Below are 18,450 nucleotides of genomic sequence, written 5' to 3'. Positions count from 1 at the left end.
AACGCCGCCTCGTTCAGTAATTTTTCAAGCGGCCGCGGCAATGTTTCATCGCCGACGCCAGATGCTTGGCGACCATGCTTTCGGAGATGCCCAGGCGTGCGGCAATCTCGACGTGGCTACAGCCGTCGACCCGGTTCAGATAAAAAGCCAGCCGGCAGGCTTCCGGCAGTTCGGCCAAGGCCCGATTGACCGCATCGAGCCGTTGCTGCTGCTGATAGCGGCTCTCCGGGCCGGGCAGGCGTTCGGGAATATTTTGCCAGGTTTCTTCGTCGACCTCGTGCGGCAGCCGATTATGGCAGCGGCGCTGACAGTCGATGACCAAATTGGCGACAATCCGAAACACGAACGCACGCAGATTTTCGACCGTCTCGGGACGCGGATGGCCGTTCATGCGCAGAAAAGCGTCGTGCAGAATATCCAGAGCATGATCTTCGGTACCCGCTTTCCTAATGATAAAGCGGCTCAGTTCGCCCCTATGCTGCTGGATAAAATCGGCGATATGCTGAAGGGTGAAGTCGGATACGCCTTCCGGATCTTCGGAAGCATCCGTGCCGGTGCCGCATAACGGCTGAGAAAGATTGGAAAAATCGGTCATGAGCTGGCCAGGGATTTTTTTAAAAGCCTAAGCACAGCATTTTTCGTGCCTGACCAAACAATTGCCGGACAGACTGGCTTTTCCCCGCAGCGACGATTGCAAGCGCCCGCTTCCGTGTGTGAAATGCCGCACACGATGCGTCAAATACCGCAGTGCCGTTGGGATGAGCTTTACGAACCCCCAACAATTCGACCGGTGAACGCTGCTTGTTGGGGGGTCCTGACGTCACCCGCCATATGCATCAACTTAAGGAATCTCTGAACAACTGAGCGGGGACGGGGTTTCACACCCATAGGCGCTAACTTAAAATCCGCTTTCTGCCGGTCTCCAGCCAGTCCAGGAGTTGCCGCAAGGCATGGTCCGGCGCGATGCGTTCCTGCTCCAGGCGCGTCCTGCCGTAAAAGCCGTCGCGCAGCCGTTCGAACAAGCCAAGCTCGGCGGCGGTCAGGCAAGCGGGCGTCCGCCGGCAAGGGCTCTCCTCGTCGACCATACGCTCGCGATACCGCAGCAAGGTGGCTTCATCCATCATCAGCGCCTGTACATGCGGCTGGCGACGGCGCGCATCGCTTAAAAACATCAGCCCCGCGCTGTCGATGTCGCCCCAGTAGCCGATTTGCCGAGCACCCAACCAATCCGCATCCATCCAGGCGGTATTGCCGCCCCCGCCGAATACCGCAATCGTGTCGTCGAGTTCGGGCAGCGCATAGCCGCTTTGGACGTTTTCGACGACCAGGATGAAGGATGCCGGCAGCGGATGGCATCGTAAAGTCTGCGTATCGAGTTGCAACAGCGGCAGCCCGGCCAGCCGCTCCCGGCTTTGTCGACAAAGCGGCCGCACTTGCAGCCAGCCGCGGGGATTTTCGCGGCAGTCCAGCCAGCCGAGCAGCCCGTCCGGTTGGGTTGCCGTACCGTCATACAGGCAATCCAGCAGGTCGCCGAGCAGGACGGCATAGTTCTCGACGAATTTGGTATCCACATGTTCGAGCGGCAGCGCGCGCAAAAAAGCGCCCTGCCCCATTCCCGGCCGCAGTTGGGGCAGGCATTTCGCAAGCAGAACGGCATCGTCCGCCGCCATGTCTTCGATGACGTCGAGATGTTTGAGCAAGGCGTTCGACAAACGGGTATCGATGGCGAGCAGAGGCAGCATGCGCTCTTCCCAGAGCCGGCTTCTAACTTGGGCTTCCGGACCGAGCAGCGCGACCAGTTCCGGCATCGACCCGATTTGCAAGGCCACCGGCACGTCGTGTTCGCCGAGGTGCGGGAATTTTTTGCGTTGCCATTCCAGTTGCTCGGGAAAACGCCAGGCCTTCCAGCCGGCGATGAATTGCCGGAAATGTTCGAGATCGGCCAGCGCCTGGTCTTCGGTCGGCGCCTTAAGCAGCATGCGCAGCGGAAACGGGCGCTCTCCGCATAGGCGTCCGCGCAAATTCCGGGCATGATCCCATTCGCGCCGTTTGATCTCGGCAACGGCTTCCGCGGGCGGCAATCCCCACGGCTTCATGTTTCGGGTGCCAGCACGATGTCGAGTTCGCCGGCTTGCCGCTGCAGGCGTCGGTCGATTTCTTCCCAGGTCACCTCGCAAAGCCGGCTTTCGTGCGTCGCGCCATCGCGTTCGGCAATGATCAGGGAACGCGCCGATTCGCGCGCCAGATTCAGGTTTTTATAAGGCGTGATCAGGTTTACGTGGATGTGCAGTTCCTTGAAGATGCGCAGCACCCGGCGGCTGACCGCCTCGGCGGTGTTCGAGAACGCTTCGTCGAGGAATACGGTGCTGTAGACCGGACGGTCGTAGCCGTCCGGCGTCAGCACGTAGGCCAGGCTGGCCGCGACGATCGTGCCGGCGAACGATTCTTTTTCGCCGCCGGATTTGCCGCTCGACGATTTCAATACGTCGCGGATCGCGCCGTCTTCCAGGCCGATTTCTTCCGCATAGAACGACAACTGGTGGCGCGGATCGAGCAGGCGCAGGCTTTCGAGCGTATAGGCGCTGGCCGAGCTGCTGGCTTTGTCGAGAATTTCGATCACCTGTTGCAACACCGCGAACCGCGCCTCGTGATCGTCGCCGGTCAATTGCTCCATGACCTGCCGCAACAGCCGATTGAAATGCAGCACATGCTCGTATTGATCGTTTTGAATGCCGAGGCGCAGGAAGCTGCCGGCCTTGAATTCGGTCCGCGCCAACACCCGGTTGATCGTTTCAATGCGTTCGTGGATTTCTTCGCGCTCCGAATCGATGCGCTGACGGATCGCGGCCAGCGATTGCGTCGTGTGCTTGTTCAGGCGTTTTTGAAATTCTTCGACCAAGGCCGGCAGGCCGTCTTTTTCGAGTTGCCCGAGATGGTGCAAATACTCGGACAGGCTGGCCAGGTCCGCGCCCCATTCGGCGGTCAAGGCTTCCCATTTGGCGCGAAAACCGGTCATGATGCCGATCGCGCTCCGGCCTGCCCGGTCTTTGCGGCCGCGTGCCGCATCGCGCTGTTGTTCGAGGCCGCGACGATGGCGTTCTTCGATTTTGGCCGCATCGTCCAATTGTTCGTCTTGCAGCGCGCCGGTTTTGCCGCGCAACGCCGCGCGCAAATCGTCGCCGAGCCCTGCCGCCGCCAAGCGTTGCGCCTGTTCCTGTCGGGCCGCCGCGCTTTGCCGGTCTTTACCGATACCGGCGACCTCGGCGATCTGTTGCCCTTGCTTTGTCTGCAACTGCTGCAGCGCCTGCTTGGCCTCGTCCCAGCGAGCTTTCGCCTTGGCCAGATCGCCGCCGGCCTGCTCCAGTTGCCGGATGTCGTTTTGCAGTTGCCCGGTTCTTCCCTGCCAATACGGCGCATCGATTTCGGCCCAGCGGAATTCGCCGAGTTTTTCCCACTGCCGGCTGCGTTTGCCGACTTCATCGAGCCTTGTGCGGGCTTCGGCGGCGGCCTTGTCGAGAACGCCCAGTTGTTCGGCCAGGGCCTTGGCCTCCTGCTTCAACGCGTCCAGGCGGTTTTTGTTCGAGAAACCGAGCTGCCAGGCGCGGCGGTCGTCGATGCGCTGCTGGTCCTTTTTCTCGAAGCGGCCTTTTTCGAGGTGCATCAGGCCCTGTTGGGTCAGCGAAAACGGCGTGCGGTCGAGTGCTTCGGTCGAAGCGACGCAATCGAGGTCGAAATGCGCCAGATGCTGCTTCAGCCAGTCGCGGTACGGATGCTCGCGCCAAGCCAGTTTGCGCAGATAGCCGTTGGTTTTGAACGTTGCCTTGTCGTTCGAAGCGCGCACGACCTGCGCACGCACATGCAGGCCGGTGTGGCGCTGGTTCAGCCAGCGGGTGACCAACGGATATTCGCCTTCCGGCACCGCCAAAGTCGTGCGCAGGCCGCCGAGCGCGCGTTCGATCGCGCCTTGCCAGGCGCGCTCTTCGTCCTTCACGTCGAGCAATTCGCCGAAAAACACCAGTTGCTCGCGTGCGAGCCCCAGCGCTTCGGCCATTTCGTCGCGCAGTTGTTGAAACTTGCTGTCGATGTTCGAGTCGGGACGCGCTTCGATCGCGCGGATTTCTTCCTGCAGGTCGCGCTGTTGCTGCTGCGCGTTGGAGAATTTGGCCGCCTGCTCGGCAAACGCATCCTGCGCTTGGGTTTTTTCCTGTTCGATTTGTTCGATCGCATTTGCGGCCTGTTGCCGATTCCGGGCAAACACCGCTTCCTGCAGCGTTTTATCCAACTGCAAGGCGCCGGCGATCTGCTGGTAGTCGGCGGCGCGGCGGGTCGTGTCGCGCAGTTTGTCTTCGGCGACGGATAAGTCTTTTTTGATCGCTTCGATTCGTTCGCCGCCGGCCTGCAGATAATCGGCGTGGCGCTGTTCCGCGTTGCTTTCGGCGTCTTTTACCTCTTGTTCCAGTTTGGCCAATACCTGCTTCGCCGCGCGCAGCCGATCTTCGATCCGTTCGACGCGCTCGGCCCAGAGCGCCGCGCATTGTTCGCCGAACCAGACCGGCAAGCCCTGCAGTTCGGCATCGAGCTGTTTGAGTTCGCTTTCGGCGCGGAACAGGTCCTTTTCGATCGCCGGCAATTCGGCCAGCGCGTCGCGCTGGCGGCGGGCGTCGAGCAAACGCTCGTGGATACCGACCAGATCGGCAAACTCGCCGACCGCCTTGCGCGCATCTTCGCGCACGCCGCTCGGCTCCAGCACCAATTCGCGGATCAGCGCGGTCAGATCGTCGATTTTCTTCAAACCCAACGCGCGCGCCAGCAGCGCCGGCGCGTTCGGGTTATCCATGCGCAGCAGCCGCCGGTAGCTTTCCAGGTATTCGGAAAAGCGGTCGTCGCAGTTGGTGATGGCCGGATCGTCCTTCAAAAAGTTTTTCAATGCCCGAGGATCGCCGTCGCCGAACGCGTCGAGCAATTCTTTCAGCGCCAGTTTGCGGCGCGCGACCAGGTAGACCCGCTTCAGATCCCCAAGGCTGCCGCCGGCATGGGTGATCCAGAACAGCGCCGCGAGCGCCATTTCGGCGCCGTCCTCGGCGGCGTAATTCGCGCACAGACCGGTCACGACCGCGCCTTCGCGCTTGCTGCGCACCCGCGTCTGGCTGCCGTCGTGGGCGCTGCCGAAGCTGCCGCGCACGTACGACATCAAACTTCGGTCGCTGCGGTCGCCCTGCGCGGCGGCCACGTTGAACGCCGCCTTGCCGGCCGGCTGCAGCAGCGCCATCAGCGCATCGACCAGGGTCGATTTGCCGGCGCCGTTGTCGCCGGTGATCAGAGTGCCGTCGGGATCGATGGCGGCCGTATGCAGGCCGTGGAACGAACCCCAGTTGTAGACCGACAATTGCCGCAGCCTGATCGCGCCGCAATCGTACAGGTCGGCGATTTGCGTTATTTCATTCATCGTTCGTCTCGCTGCCGGACCGTTCGGCCAGGCGGGTGTATTCGCCGAGCATTTGCTCCAGAAACGCCGCGTTCACGACATAGCGGATCACCGGGGTGATTTCGTAACGGTCGTCCTCGCCGCGCACCGCCCCCAGGATGCGCCGGTCCTTCATAGTGTTCAAGGCGCCGTTCAATTGGCGCAGGTCGCCGCGGCTGCTGTTGGTCAGCGGCAGAAACGGCCGCAGCGCGGTTTCGATGCGTTCGTTGTCGATGATCACGCGTTGTTCGCCGGCGGTTTCGCGTTCCTGGTAATGCTTGCGCAGCACCAGGAGCAGCAGCGTATCGTAGAGCGACAAAGTGCGCCGGTTGATCAGCGAAGCGCCTTCTTCGTCGCCGTCGCCATCGCCGCCCTGCGTCAGCAGCATCGCGATGCCGGCCTTTTCGTCGAGCAACAGGCGCAGGTTCATGTCGGCCAGATGTTCCTGAATGCCGGCGCGGTAACGGCACAGCGCCTCGAACAACAGGCGCTTGTTCTCGGCCATGACCACGCCGTGGCGCATGAGCGCGATCAGGGCGCGCCGCGCTTCCTGCGGCAAGCGTCCTTGCTGCTGGTCTTCGACCGCAAGCGGTGCGAGCGGCAGCATGGCCTCCTCTTCGGGCTCCGTCTCCGGCTCGCTTTCCGGCACGGGCGGAGGCGGCATTTCCTCCGCTTCGGCCGGATTCAGCAACATGTCGAAAAAATGGGTTTGCCGGTATTCGCGGTTCATAATTGCAATTCTTCCAGCCGCTCGGGAAACTGCTCGGCGCTGAGCAGGTAATGCGGAATTTCGGCCTTGAATCGGCGGCCCTGGCGGTCGGCGATGCTTACTGTTTGGCGGCCGCTCAGTTCGGCCGCCCCGACCGCCCGCGCCACCCGCAGGCAGGCGACCAGTTCTTCCAGCCCGGCCTTGACCGGCCGGCGTTCGATGACGTCCGCGACCGACAACGGAATGCGGCTGCCGCGCACGATGTTGCGCATGCCTTCGGCGATCTGCATCACCTGCACCGCATGCAACTGCTCGAGCATGGCCGCGCTCGGCGTCGAGGCGTTTTGCGCGGCTTCGATGCCGCGCGTATGCAATGGTTCTTCCGGCATTTTCAGGCGCAGGCTGGCCGGCGAAGAAATCTTGACCGTGCCGCTCGCAAGCGCCAGGCCGGTGTCGTGGCGGAGCGGAATCGCGGCGTCCTTGAAGCCGACCGCCAGCCTTTCGAGCCTGCCGAGCAAACGGTCGACCGCGCGTATTTCGGAGGCCGCGCCGCTTTCGACGAACTGGCGCAGTTTTTCCTCGGTGCGGCGGCGTACCCGGAACACGCGTTCGCTTTCCTTGTTCAATTCGCGCATCAATTTGCCGAGAAAACGCGCCTGCGTGTCGTTCAGGTGTTTCGCGGCCGGGCGGGTCAAGATCGTCTTCAATTGCTCGCGAAGTTCGGTGCTGCGATTCGGGTCGCACAATAATTGGAAAAAACCGTCGAAGGCCCGGCCGGCATCGCTGTCGGCCAGCAGCCGTTCCTGTTCCAGCAGTTTCAGGATGACCGCGCCGCGGCCGCCGCCGGATTCGATCATCTCGATGCGCAGGCTTTGGTCGAGCCGGCGGATGTCGTCTTCGACGCGGCGAAAATCGCCGGTCAATACGGAAGCCAATTGATAAATTTCGACGATGCGTTCGCGCTGTTCGCTGTCCGACAACTCGCGCACGATGCCCGCCTGCAAGTCGTCCAGTTCGCGCTGGATCTCGGCCTTGCGCGCTTCCAGGATGGCCGTACGCTCGCCGGGATCGGGGCTGAGCGCGACCGACAGATCGCGCACTGCATCCTGGACGATACGCAGGTGCGAGGCGGTGGCGCCGCTCTCGCGCTGGTCCATTTGCCGGCAGAAACGCAGCGCCACTTCGCAGGCATCGGTTTTGCTCAGGCGGTCGTCCAGTTCGCGCAGCCAGCCGGACTGTATCCATTGGCGCAGGTAGCCCGGCGCATTTTCTTTGCTGTCCAGCCTTCCCTGCTCGCGCAGCCGTTCGAGTTCCATGTCCAGGGCGGCTCGGGCGCGCCCGAACGCTACTTCGTTGTCGTCTTCGAACAAATCGGCGATAAACGCCAGTATCACCGGCGCATTGTCGGCCCGCAGCAGGCGCCAGGCGGCGTGTTCCTTGTGCAGGCGGCGGAAGCGGGCGTTTAATTCGTGAAAGCTCATTAAATTCCGTTAAAATCAGAGTCCGCCGATTATAGCGTATGCGGAACGGGATTTATCGACCTTTTCCCCGGACTGTATTGTTCCCAGGGTGAAAAAGGCCGTTACTCGTTCCCACGTTCCAGCGTGGGAACGCATACGGAACGAGAAAATCCCGAAATCACGGCTTCGAAACGTCGGGTTACGCTATCGCTAACCCGACCTACGCACTTAATCTGTTTCATGACCGCCTTGTGAAACACATTCATGTCTCGGTGAAACATGATGAAACGCCAAAGCACCACGCATCAGGAACGGTATCCGCGCTTTTCCAAAGCCGGACCGCTTCACTCAACTTTCCCGCCGGATGGCATCAATCCATTCTCTGCCTGTAAATTGAACCGAGACTCAATCTTTTGCGCCGAAAAGTACCGAGTATTTTCAAAGCGCCTATTCGAACGTTTTTAGGTTGGCACGTACATTGCTGTTAACACAACAGCATTCATTTAAACGATAATCTAGCGGTATCGTTCCTAATAACAAGAGGAGAGACAAAATGATTTTCAAACAATTATTCGATCCACAAACCTGGACTTACACTTATTTCATCGCCGATACCGACGCCAGGGAAGCGGTGCTGATCGATCCGGTCAAGTCGCATATCGACGAGTACATCGCCCTGCTCGACGAGCACGGCCTGAAGCTGAAATATACGCTCGAAACGCATGTGCACGCGGACCATATCACCGCCAGCGGCCTGCTCAGGCAAAAACTCGGCGCGGAAACCGGCGTCGGCCAGTTGTGCGGCGCCATCGGCGCGGATCTGCAATTGCAGGACAGCGATGTGCTGGAATTCGGCAACGGCGAAAAAATCAAGGTCATCGCGACGCCCGGCCACACCCAAGGTAGCGTCTCGTTCCTGTGGCGGGACCGCGTGTTTACCGGCGACTCGCTGTTCATCGGCGGCTGCGGACGCACCGACTTCCAGAGCGGCGATGCGGGCGCGCTGTACGACTGCATCACCCGGAAACTGTTTACTCTGCCCGACGAAACCCTGGTTTATCCGGGCCACGACTACCAGCAGCGCTGGGTCAGCAGCATCATGCAGGAGCGCATCACGAATCCGCGCCTGGCCGGCAAAACCCGCGAGGAATTCATCAAGATCATGAACAACCTGAATCTGCCAAAGCCGCGACTGATCGATGAAGCGGTGCCGGCCAACCGTTACTGCGGCCTGGATGAAGACGAGCGGCAGGACGCGGTGGCGCGGCGCGATTCGACGCGGCCGGAACGGGCTATGATCACCGCGCAGGATCTGGTCTCGGCAGCCAAAGAGCGGATCACCGAAATCGGCATCGACAAGGCCAGGCAGTTGCTGAACCAGAGCGGCGTTGCCGTGGTCGACGTGCGCGAAGAGAGCGAATATGCGGCCGGCCATATCGACAACGCGCTGCCGATTCCACGCGGCGTACTGGAGTTCAAAGTTGGCGCCACGCCGGAACTGGCCGACAAGTCGAAAACCGTCGTCGTTTACTGCCGGACCGGCGGCCGCGCGGCGCTGGCCGCGCAAACCCTGCAAAACCTGGGGTATTCGAACGTGCTGTCGATTGCCGGCGGTTACGAGGCCTGGCAAAAAAGTCTCTGATGCGGTAAATCCGCAATGCCGGTTGACTTAAGCCGAGTTTAGCGTAAAAGTGAAGCCGGACGGACGATCGGACGTTCGCCCGGCAAAGTCTACGGATACCTGAGAGATTAAAGAGGCTTTGCTTCTACCAATAAGAAACTTCAAGCGAGGAGATTTTATGTCGCAACACCATACCCTTCTGATCGTCGGCGGCGGCGCTGCCGGCGTGTCGGTCGCGAACAACATGCTTCGGCAACAGCCGGAAATGGATATCGGCCTGATCGAGCCTTCCGAAAAGCATTATTACCAGCCGGGTTTCACGATTATCGGCGGCGGCGAATACACCCTGAAAAAAACCACCCGCAACGAAGCCGACCTGATCAACCCGAAGGTCAACTGGATCAAGGACTACGCCGAAAGCTTCCAGCCGGAACAAAACACCGTCACGCTGCGTTCGGGCGAAACGGTCAGTTACGATTATCTGGTCGTCTGCCCCGGCCTGCAACTGGATTGGGACAAGATCAAAGGCCTGAAGGAAACGCTCGGCAAAAACCGGGTCAGCAGCAACTATTCGCCCGAAACCGTCGAATATACCTGGGAGTGCATCCGCTCGCTCGAAGGCGGCACCGCGCTGTTCACCCAGCCGACCATGCCGATCAAATGCGCCGGCGCGCCGCAAAAGATCATGTATCTGGCGGCCGACCGTTTCCGGAAGAAAGGCATCCTCGACAAATTCACGATCGAGTTCTGCAATGCGGGTCCGGCCATGTTCGGGATCCCGTTTTTCGCGAAGGCATTGGAGAAAGTGGTCGACGGCTACGGCATCAAAAAATGTTTCAACCATAATCTGGTCGAGATCGACGGCCCGAACAAGACCGCGATTTTCGAAACGACCGACAGCGACGGCAATAAACAGCGGGTCGAGAAAAAATTCGACTATATCCATGTAACGCCGCCGCAAAGCGCCCCGGATTTCGTCAAGCGCAGCCCGCTCGCGAACGCGGCCGGCTGGGTCGACGTGAATGAAAATACCCTGCAGCACAACAAATATCCGAACATTTTCGGCCTGGGCGATGCGACCTCGACTCCGAACGCAAAAACCGCCGCAGCAATCCGCAAACAAGTGCCGGTCGTGGTCGACAACATTTTGCGCCTGATCAAAAGCGCCGGTGTGGAAAGCCAATACGACGGCTACGGTTCCTGCCCGCTGACGACTTCGCTGAGCACGGTGATGCTGGCCGAGTTTTCCTATGGCGGCAAGGTGACGCCTTCGTTCCCGCTCCTGGATCCGCGTATGAACCGCTGGATCTGGTGGTGGGGGAAAAAGGTCGGTTTTCCCTGGATGTACTGGCATTTGATGCTGAAAGGCTACCGGATCGACATTCCGCACAAGACCCGCTATGCGGAAAAATTCTTGAAGGAACAATAAGCGAGAAAGGCTCCGGACAAACGGCGCAAGAAAAACGCGGAGCCATCGCCGGGCAATTCAGCCCCCTTTCTACCCGGCGCATCCGCAGCGCTAAATCCGGCCCCATACTCAGCAACGTTCCCACGCCCTTTGCGTGGGAATGCCTTCCGCGATGCATTGCAGCCTTCCGCGCTTTTCCAGCCGGCTCTTGCCTGATTCCGATCTTGAAGACGTTTTTCAGGAACGATCCATCCGCGGCCGCAACCGCGGTCCTTGCTGAAAAATTGTTTTTGACCGGTTTTGTCACTAACCTATTTGTTTTCGATGCGCCCGACTGACTTTCTGCCCATTTTCGGCTGGCTCAAAACCTATTCCCGGAGCGATCTCCAGGGCGACGCGTTCGCCAGCGCGATCACGGCCATCCTGCTCGTGCCGCAAGGCATCGCTTATGCGCTGCTGGCCGGGATTCCGCCGCAACTGGGACTCTATGCCAGCATTTTGCCGCCGATGCTGTATGCGCTGTTCGGCACCAGCCGGACCTTGTCGGTCGGTCCGGTATCGATCGCCGCGGTGATGATCGCCAGCGCGCTCGCCTCGCCCGAGATCAGCGCCCTGCATCAGCCCGAACAAAGCGCCGTGATGCTGGCCGCCGAAACCGGGATGATTCTGCTGCTGATGGCCCTGTTGCGCATGGGGAGCCTCGTTAATTTCATCAGCCATCCGGTGCTGACCGGCTTTACCAGCGGCGCCTCGATCCTGATCGTATTCAGTCAGCTGCCGCCGCTGCTCGGATTGGCAAAATTCGACTGTACATGGAGTCTCGGCTGCTACGCAGACACTGTACGAACGGCCAATCCCGCTGCCGCGGCCACCGGATTTTGCGCGCTTTCCCTGTTGATCCTGTTCGGCAGGCCGCTCACCGGCCTGCTCAAAAAAACCGCCATGAAACCGGCCTGGATTACCGCCGTCAGCAAATGCGGACCGTTACTGGCGGTCGCCCTCGGCGCGGCGGCGGTCAACCGGTTCGATCTCCATACCGATTACCGCGTCGCCACAGTCGGTCCAATTCCGGCCGGACTTCCCGCTTTGCGCTTCGATATGGGCGATTATGCCCATTGGCGGCTTCTGCTGCCCTATGCCGTCTTGATCGCCCTGGTCGCCTATGTCGAAAGCGTCGCGATCGCCAAGGCGATTGCGAACCTCAAAGGCGAAAAAATCCGGCCCAATCAGGAATTGTTCGGCCTCGGCGCGGCCAATATCGCCTCGGCCCTGTCCGGCGGCATGGCCGTGGCCGGAGGCTTCAGCCGCACAATGGTCAACTTTTCCGCCGGCGCGCGGACCCAACTGGCGATGCTGGCGGCCTCCGGTCTCGTCGCGCTGGCGTTAATGTTTTTCAGCCCTTATTTTGCCGCCATCCCGAAATCGGTGCTCGCCGCGATCATTCTGGTCGCGATCACGCCGCTGATCCGGTTGAAAAACATCGTCGACACCTGGCGCTACGATGCCAGCGACGGCCTCGCCGAAGGCGTCACCCTGCTCGGCGTGCTGGTGCTCGGCATCGAGGAAGGCATCACGCTCGGCATCGTCCTGACCCTGATCAGCTACCTCAGAATCACGAGCCATCCGCACATCGCCGTGGTCGGACGCATCCAGGGCACCGAGCATTTCCGCAACGTCAAACGCCATGAAGTGAAAACCTGGCGGCACCTGCTGCTGCTTCGCGTCGACGAAAACCTCACTTTCGCCAACGTAAACTATGTCGAGGAATTCATTACCGACCAATTGCGGCGCCAGCCGGACATCCGGCATATCGTGCTGATCTTCGCCTCGGTCAGCTATATCGACAGCACTGCGCTCGAAGTGATCGAAGGCCTGAACGATACCTTGAAAAACCGGAACATCACGCTGCATCTTTCCGAAGCGAAAGGCCCGGTGCTCGACAAGCTGCAGAAGACCGACTTTCTCGGCCATCTGAAACCCGGCAAGGTGTTTTTTCGGACCCAGGATGCGGTCAATGAACTGGCTTAGCATGTGGCAAAAAACCACTTCCCGAAAGCCCCCTTGACCGTTCCTCCGCGCTGCGCGCGTTATAGTTGTAGGATACGCTGTGCGCACCATCGGGAAAAAGGTACTCACAGCGTACCCTACAACGGTTTGTGCCCTTTGGAGTGTAACCCAAGCCGGGAAGGCGTCGATCGCGCGCATTCCGAAACAAAACGGCAGCCGGTTCAAAACGCTTGCCGGATCCTATCCTCTCCGCCGAAGGGCGGGCAAGGGCCTCCGCCCCGTCCTCTCAAGCCGCTTTCATCCCGATTCGCCTTCGGTTTTGCCATCGGGCTTAGTACTTTCGTACAATTCACAAACCTCGAAAAATCGGTAAACTATCGCCGTTTACGAACAATCGGCGTATGGGAACCGGAAGAATGGACATTGTGATTATCGATCATCAAGAAACATTGGCCCGTCTGATCCCTACCGATAGAGTTACCGTACAGTTTTTTGACGATCCGCTTGCCGCTTTTCGCTTCATTGAAACTTCTGAACCCGCTCTCGTCTTTGTAAGTTTCGGATTACTGAGAGATGAGGTTTTTCTCTGCATCGAATACCTATACCGGATCATTCCCGACAGCCCGATTATTCTGACCGGCTCGCGACTCGAAGACGACAGCGTCCTCGACTGCCTTCAGGCAGGCGCGCGCGGCTATCTCGAACTCGGCGACGCGGAAAAGTTCGTCGGCAAGCTGATCGGCGCGGTAGTGAACGGCGAAGCCTGGATTTCGCGGAGATTGGTTGCAAAACTGTTGCAGCGATTACAGAACCGCCGTTACGAATCGCTCGGTACCGGCTAACAAGAGCTAACAATAGAAAGAATGGAAATGAAAGATTTGCAAAGCGGCCAAGAGGCGCCCCCGACTCAAACGCAGGAGACATTGAGCCTGCAAGACCTGTTGATCGATGCGGAATCCGATGCGTTAAGCGATTATCTGGCGCTTTCGATCAGCCTGGACGGTCAGGATGCGAGAGTCAGCATCACCACCACCGATGCCGAGCCGACGACTTATTCATCGGTATTCTCCAGCATCCAGGAAATCGATCTGCAGGCCCTGCTGGCCAACTTGCAGGCCGACTCCGGCCAAGGATGAAGCGGCATTTCATCGCAAAGCCGAAACCCGGCCGTTTTGGTCTTCTATAGCCCGGGCTCCAGCGCCGCTTGGCCCGGACGGTAAACGGCGTACACATAGACCGGGATGTCCAGCCCGCCCAGGCGCTCGTCGATCAAGGGCCAGACATCGTCCCAATCCAGGTCTCCAACTCCGGTCGCCAGCCGCGGCAATGCCAACGAGGCCAGTTTTTCGTGGCGAATGATTTTGACCAGCGCGTCCAATGCGTGCCGGACATTGCCGATCGTCGCCTTGCCGTGCCGGTGATCGTGGCTGTCGACGCCTTCCTGAGTAATCAGATTGACGATCCTGACATGGTCCGGACCACCCCACATCCAGGCCTCGCCCGGCTTGGTATTGTGCATGTGGCACCAGCGATGGAAGTCCTTGTGCATGGCCGGATACCGGTCGTGCAGTTCGAGCGCCAGCCCTTTGTCCATCGGATCGTTGAGGCCCACGCCATGCGCGATCGCCTGGGCCTGGGTCAATAAGATATCGCCTTCGACTCGGTAAATCATCGTGTTCTCCTTATGTTATTCCAGGCCTGATCGCGATGGCGTCAGACCGTTTGTTTTTTAGCCACAAAGTCTCCAAAGACGCCGGTTATGCTTGCCAGCCCGAATGATAGATACGCGCTCACTGCGCTGCCGCCCATTATAAGGCGGTTTCGAAGCCTCGCGTTTCCGTATCGGATTCGGTCATCAAAAACACTGACGCTGATGCGAGAATTGCGGTAAATTTCCAATCGCTTCGGGATGAATTCCGAATTACCCTTGTCTATAGTCTAGTTTAACGGAATGAGGCTGTTATTATGAAATTAAAGCCGTTACTTTCTTCTGTCGGAGAACACATGCAGGAGCAGCCGATCGGCTCCTTGCTGACCTTGTTGTTTGCCTTGCTGGTGATCATCCTGATGAGTTTGTATTTTCGGGTTTATATGGACGATGAGCGGTGGGAAAAATTCAAAGCCGAGCACCACTGCGAACTGCGGATGAGCAAAACCGGAACGCAGCGCGCGAGCTGGGCTTGCGACGACGGCAAAACCTATTTCCGCTGGCGCCAGCAGCGTTGAGGATCGGCCAATTCCAAAATCAAGGACGCGGCTCGCGCAATCCTGCATCAACGCCGATTTCGCCGCGCGGATCCAGCGTCAGCACCGCAGACGCATGCTCGCCATCGATCGTGATCCCGCAAGCTTCCGCGGTACGGCCCTGCCACAATAATTCCGCCGCCATCCGGCGGGATATCTGCGCGCCGAACGCCTCTTTCCACAACACAAACTTGCAACCCTTGCGCCAGTCGCTGCAGCCGTAGCCTTTTCGGCCTTCGATGACCGGCGCGCCGCAGAGAGGGCAGCGCCCCAGGTCCGCCGGTGCTTCGCCGCGTCGGGATGAACTCACGATAGCGCGGGTAAAACGGACGATCCCTTCCATGAACTGCCGCGGATCGTATTCGTTCTGTTCGATTCTTTTCAAGCGCGATTCCCATTCGCCGGTCATCGCGGCCGACTTCAAATGCTCGTCGGCGATCAAGCCGATCAGCCGCTGCCCGGTTTCGGTGCTCAGCAACAATTTTTTCTGCCGGCGGATATAGTCGCGCTTGACCAGCACTTCGATGATCGCGGCCCGCGTCGCCGGCGTCCCCAGCCCTTTTTCCTTCAAGGCTTCTTTCAGTGTTTCATCGTCGCAGGTTTTGCCGGCCGACTCCATCATGCCCAGCAAAGTGGCTTCGGTATAGTGTTTCGGCGGAGTCGTCTTGCCCTGTTTGAGCGCTGGCCGGTGCGGCCCGGTTTCGCCCTGCTCGAAAGCGGGCAGAATTTTTTGCTCCTGCTCGGCAGGCTGGGAAGAAGAATCCTTATATAATGCCTGCCAACCCGGCGCCTCGATAACCGTGCCGGTCGTTTTGAACGGCACTTCGGCCGCCTCGCCGAGCACGGTGGTGACCTGCTTCAGGCAGGGCGGGTAAAACCCCGCGATGAACCGTATCGCGATCGCCTGATAGACCTTTTCCTCATCGCCCGCCAACGGCGACCGCGGCAAGGTGGCGGTCGGAATGATCGCATGGTGATCGGTCACGCCGGCGTCATTGAACAGGCGGCCGGTCAAAGCCAGTTGATTCAGGTTCAGCGCTGCGATCTGCGGCTCGAAGCGCGCCTGCAAGGCTTGCAGCAAGGGCCTGACCTGTGGCTTCATGTCCGTGCTCAGGTAACGGCTGTCGGTACGCGGATAAGTGATGTGCTTTTTTTCGTATAACGACTGCGCAAGCCGAAGCGTCTGATCGGCCGTGAAGCCGTGGCGGATGCTCATGTCTTTCTGCAGATCGGTCAGATCGTACAAAGGGGGCGGATAGACTTTTTCCTGCTTGCCTTTGACCGAGATAATCCGGAAATCGCTGCCGTCGATACGTTCCCTGAGCGCCTCGGCCTCCTCCTTTTTCTCGAAACGCCCGCCGCTGTGTTGAAAGTCGACCTCGCGGTACAAGGTATGCAGTTCCCAGAAATCTTTCGGCTTGAAATCGGCGATCTCCCGGTCGCGCTGCACGACCAGCGCCAGCACCGGCGTCTGTACCCGGCCGAGGGTCCACAGCTGCGAACCCTGGCCGAACTTGAGCGTGTAATAGCGGGTCGCATTCAGACCGACGATCCAGTCCGCCTCGCTGCGGCATTTCGCGGCCCGATAGAGCCCTTCGAAGGCCCGGCCCTCGCGCAGCCGGGCGAATCCCTGGCGAATCGCCTCGTCGGTCAGCGAACTGATCCACAGCCGCTTGAACGGCTTATCCTCGCAGCCGCACCAGGACAGGATGTAACGGAAGATCAGTTCGCCTTCCCGGCCCGCGTCGGTCGCGCACACGATCTCGCCGGCGCTCCGCAACAGGCTTTTGACCGTCTGCAACTGCTTCTGCGCGGCCGCGTCCCCCCGCGCCCTGAGCGCAAAACGCTCGGGAATGATCGGCAGGCTCTCCAGGGACCAGCGTTTCCAGGCCCGGTTGTACTGGTCCGGCTCCTGCAATTCGACCAGATGCCCGAAAGCCCAGACGATCCGGTAACCGTTGCCTTCCAGGTAACCGTCGCGCCGGTTGTTGACGCCCAGGCAGCGCGCAATGTCCCGAGCCACGGAGGGCTTTTCGGTCAAAACGACTTTCATCGAAATCTATGCCCGGTTCCCCTCGACGGCTTCCGGCCGGACGATCCGGTAACAAGGCACGTATTTCTTGCCCGGCAGTTTCATCCGGTGCTGCTTCACGAAAGACGTCAGCAGCGTATCCATCAGCGCCATGATCTCGGGATCGCCATGAATTTCGAAATGGCCGTGCTTTTCGACCGCGCGAATCCCTTCGTCCTTCACGTTGCCGGCCACGATGCCCGAAAACACCCGCCGCAGATTCGCCGCCAAGACATGCACGGCCTGATTTTTATGCAGGGCCAGATTGCTCATGTTGTGATGCGTCGGCACGAAAGGCGTTTGGAAGACTTTGTCGATATGCAACATCCAGTTGAAATAATACGCATCGCCGGCAGCCTTGCGGAAGGCTTGCACTTGGCGGATGCCCGCTTCCATCTCGATCGCGGCCTGCCGGGGATCGTCGATGATGATCCGGTAGCGCTGCCGCGCTTCCGTGCCGAGCGTGCCGCCGATAAACCGGTCAATCTGCTCGAAATAGTCTCCCGCGCTGTCGGGTCCGGTAAAAATCAACGGAAACGGCATCGCCTCGTTTTCGGGATGAAGCAGAATGCCGAGAATGTACAGAATTTCTTCGGCGGTGCCCGCGCCGCCCGGAAACACGACGATGCCGTGGCCGGTCCGCACGAACGCTTCGAGACGCTTCTCGATGTCCGGCAGAATGACCAAGTCGTTCACGATCGGATTCGGCGATTCGGCCGCGATGATGCCCGGCTCGGTAATGCCGAGGTATTGCCCGTGCTTGATCCGCTGCTTCGCATGGCCGATCGCCGCGCCTTTCATCGGACCCTTCATCGCGCCCGGCCCGCAGCCGGTGCAAATGTCCAGGCCGCGCAGGCCCAGTTCATGGCCGACCTGCTTGCTGTACTCGTATTCCTTACGGCTGATCGAATGCCCGCCCCAACAGACGACCAGCTTCGGATCCACCATCGGCAGCAAAATGTTTGCGTTGCGGAGAATGTGGAACACCGCATTGCTGATGCCCTCCGAGGTTTGCAGATCGAAGCGCGGATTGTCGTTGATCTCGTCGCTGACGTAGATAATGTCGCGCAATACCGCGAACAGGTGCTCTTTGATCCCCTTGATCATGTTGCCGTCCACAAAGGCGTGCGCAGGCGCATTTTTCAGCTCCAGCTTGATTCCGCGCTGCTGCTGGACGACACGAATCCCGAAGGACGAATACCGTTCCAGAAGCTCCTTGCCATCGTCCATCGAACTGCCGCAATTCAGTACCGCCAGCGCGCAATTGCGGAATACCCGGTATAAACCGCCTTGGCTGGTATCCAACAATTTACCGACTTCGGCTTTCGATAGAATGTCCAGGCGGCCTTCCTCGGGCGATATGACCGCATCCATTACTTCTTGTTTCATTCTGTTCCTCTACACTTCACTCTTCGGTGGATTGCTTCGCGACGCTTGTTCCTTGACGGAAAGTTATGCCTCTGGCC

Annotated in this window: 14 protein-coding genes; 6 read left to right on the top strand and 8 right to left on the bottom strand. The window is 59.6% G+C overall.

The genetic code is table 11. The annotated features are described in order from the left end of the window. Positions 1–13: 13 nt before the first annotated feature. From CC94_RS0115525 to CC94_RS0115505, 5 genes are all read right to left on the bottom strand, one after another. Positions 14–595 (bottom strand): sigma-70 family RNA polymerase sigma factor, encoded by a 582-nt coding sequence (locus CC94_RS0115525; protein ID WP_005371256.1) that lies wholly within the window; start codon positions 593–595, stop codon positions 14–16. Between the two features lie 298 nt (positions 596–893). Continuing rightward, positions 894–2,096 carry a DUF3322 domain-containing protein gene (locus CC94_RS0115520; protein ID WP_005371254.1) on the bottom strand — a complete coding sequence of 401 codons (1,203 nt, stop codon included), beginning with the start codon at positions 2,094–2,096 and terminating at the stop codon, positions 894–896. Further along, positions 2,093–5,446, bottom strand: a complete 3,354-nt coding sequence (locus CC94_RS0115515; protein ID WP_031431506.1) for an ATP-binding protein — start codon at positions 5,444–5,446, stop codon at positions 2,093–2,095. The genes CC94_RS0115520 and CC94_RS0115515 overlap by 4 nt, the downstream gene beginning before the upstream one ends. Further along, a complete protein-coding gene (locus CC94_RS0115510) occupies positions 5,439–6,194 on the bottom strand; it encodes a DUF4194 domain-containing protein (RefSeq protein WP_031431505.1) in 756 nt (251 codons plus the stop codon). The genes CC94_RS0115515 and CC94_RS0115510 overlap by 8 nt, the downstream gene beginning before the upstream one ends. Then, the gene (locus CC94_RS0115505; RefSeq protein WP_031431504.1) at positions 6,191–7,654 is read right to left on the bottom strand and encodes a DUF3375 domain-containing protein; all 1,464 of its coding nucleotides are present in this window, start codon (positions 7,652–7,654) and stop codon (positions 6,191–6,193) included. The genes CC94_RS0115510 and CC94_RS0115505 overlap by 4 nt, the downstream gene beginning before the upstream one ends. 532 nt (positions 7,655–8,186) lie before the next feature. Here CC94_RS0115505 and CC94_RS22460 point away from each other — a divergent pair. The 5 genes from CC94_RS22460 (at position 8,187) to CC94_RS0115475 (ending at position 13,805) form a co-directional block, all read left to right on the top strand. Further along, positions 8,187–9,275 carry an MBL fold metallo-hydrolase gene (locus CC94_RS22460; RefSeq protein WP_031431503.1) on the top strand — a complete coding sequence of 363 codons (1,089 nt, stop codon included), beginning with the start codon at positions 8,187–8,189 and terminating at the stop codon, positions 9,273–9,275. Positions 9,276–9,432: 157 nt separating this feature from the next. Continuing rightward, on the top strand, positions 9,433–10,683 hold the full coding sequence (locus tag CC94_RS0115495; protein ID WP_031431502.1) for an NAD(P)/FAD-dependent oxidoreductase: 1,251 nt from the start codon (positions 9,433–9,435) through the stop codon (positions 10,681–10,683). Positions 10,684–10,986: 303 nt separating this feature from the next. Beyond that, a complete protein-coding gene (locus CC94_RS0115485) occupies positions 10,987–12,690 on the top strand; it encodes a SulP family inorganic anion transporter (protein ID WP_005371242.1) in 1,704 nt (567 codons plus the stop codon). 395 nt (positions 12,691–13,085) lie between these two features. Continuing rightward, positions 13,086–13,511: a response regulator gene (locus CC94_RS0115480; protein WP_005371237.1), complete on the top strand. Its 426-nt coding sequence runs from the start codon at positions 13,086–13,088 to the stop codon at positions 13,509–13,511. Positions 13,512–13,538: 27 nt separating this feature from the next. After that, a complete protein-coding gene (locus CC94_RS0115475) occupies positions 13,539–13,805 on the top strand; it encodes a hypothetical protein (protein WP_157203450.1) in 267 nt (88 codons plus the stop codon). A gap of 44 nt (positions 13,806–13,849) precedes the next feature. Here CC94_RS0115475 and CC94_RS0115470 read toward each other — a convergent pair whose 3' ends face one another. Further along, positions 13,850–14,341, bottom strand: a complete 492-nt coding sequence (locus CC94_RS0115470; protein ID WP_005371233.1) for a macro domain-containing protein — start codon at positions 14,339–14,341, stop codon at positions 13,850–13,852. 293 nt (positions 14,342–14,634) lie between these two features. Between CC94_RS0115470 and CC94_RS0115465 the strand changes: the two genes are divergently transcribed. Next, positions 14,635–14,895 carry a hypothetical protein gene (locus CC94_RS0115465; protein WP_036304045.1) on the top strand — a complete coding sequence of 87 codons (261 nt, stop codon included), beginning with the start codon at positions 14,635–14,637 and terminating at the stop codon, positions 14,893–14,895. Positions 14,896–14,914: 19 nt separating this feature from the next. Here the strand turns inward: CC94_RS0115465 and CC94_RS0115460 are convergent, their stop codons facing one another. Together CC94_RS0115460 and ppnN are read right to left on the bottom strand one after the other, a co-directional pair. Continuing rightward, positions 14,915–16,966 (bottom strand): DNA topoisomerase 3, encoded by a 2,052-nt coding sequence (locus tag CC94_RS0115460; RefSeq protein ID WP_036304041.1) that lies wholly within the window; start codon positions 16,964–16,966, stop codon positions 14,915–14,917. A 6-nt stretch (positions 16,967–16,972) separates the two neighbouring features. Next, the gene (gene ppnN, locus CC94_RS0115455) at positions 16,973–18,373 is read right to left on the bottom strand and encodes a nucleotide 5'-monophosphate nucleosidase PpnN (RefSeq protein WP_031431500.1); all 1,401 of its coding nucleotides are present in this window, start codon (positions 18,371–18,373) and stop codon (positions 16,973–16,975) included. Positions 18,374–18,450: the final 77 nt, after the last annotated feature.

The organism is Methylomicrobium agile, assembly GCF_000733855.1.
Classification (GTDB): Bacteria; Pseudomonadota; Gammaproteobacteria; order Methylococcales; family Methylomonadaceae; genus Methylomicrobium; species Methylomicrobium agile.
The sequence above is the reverse complement of the archived record's forward strand: the minus strand, read 5'-3'. Positions and strand labels throughout refer to the sequence as shown.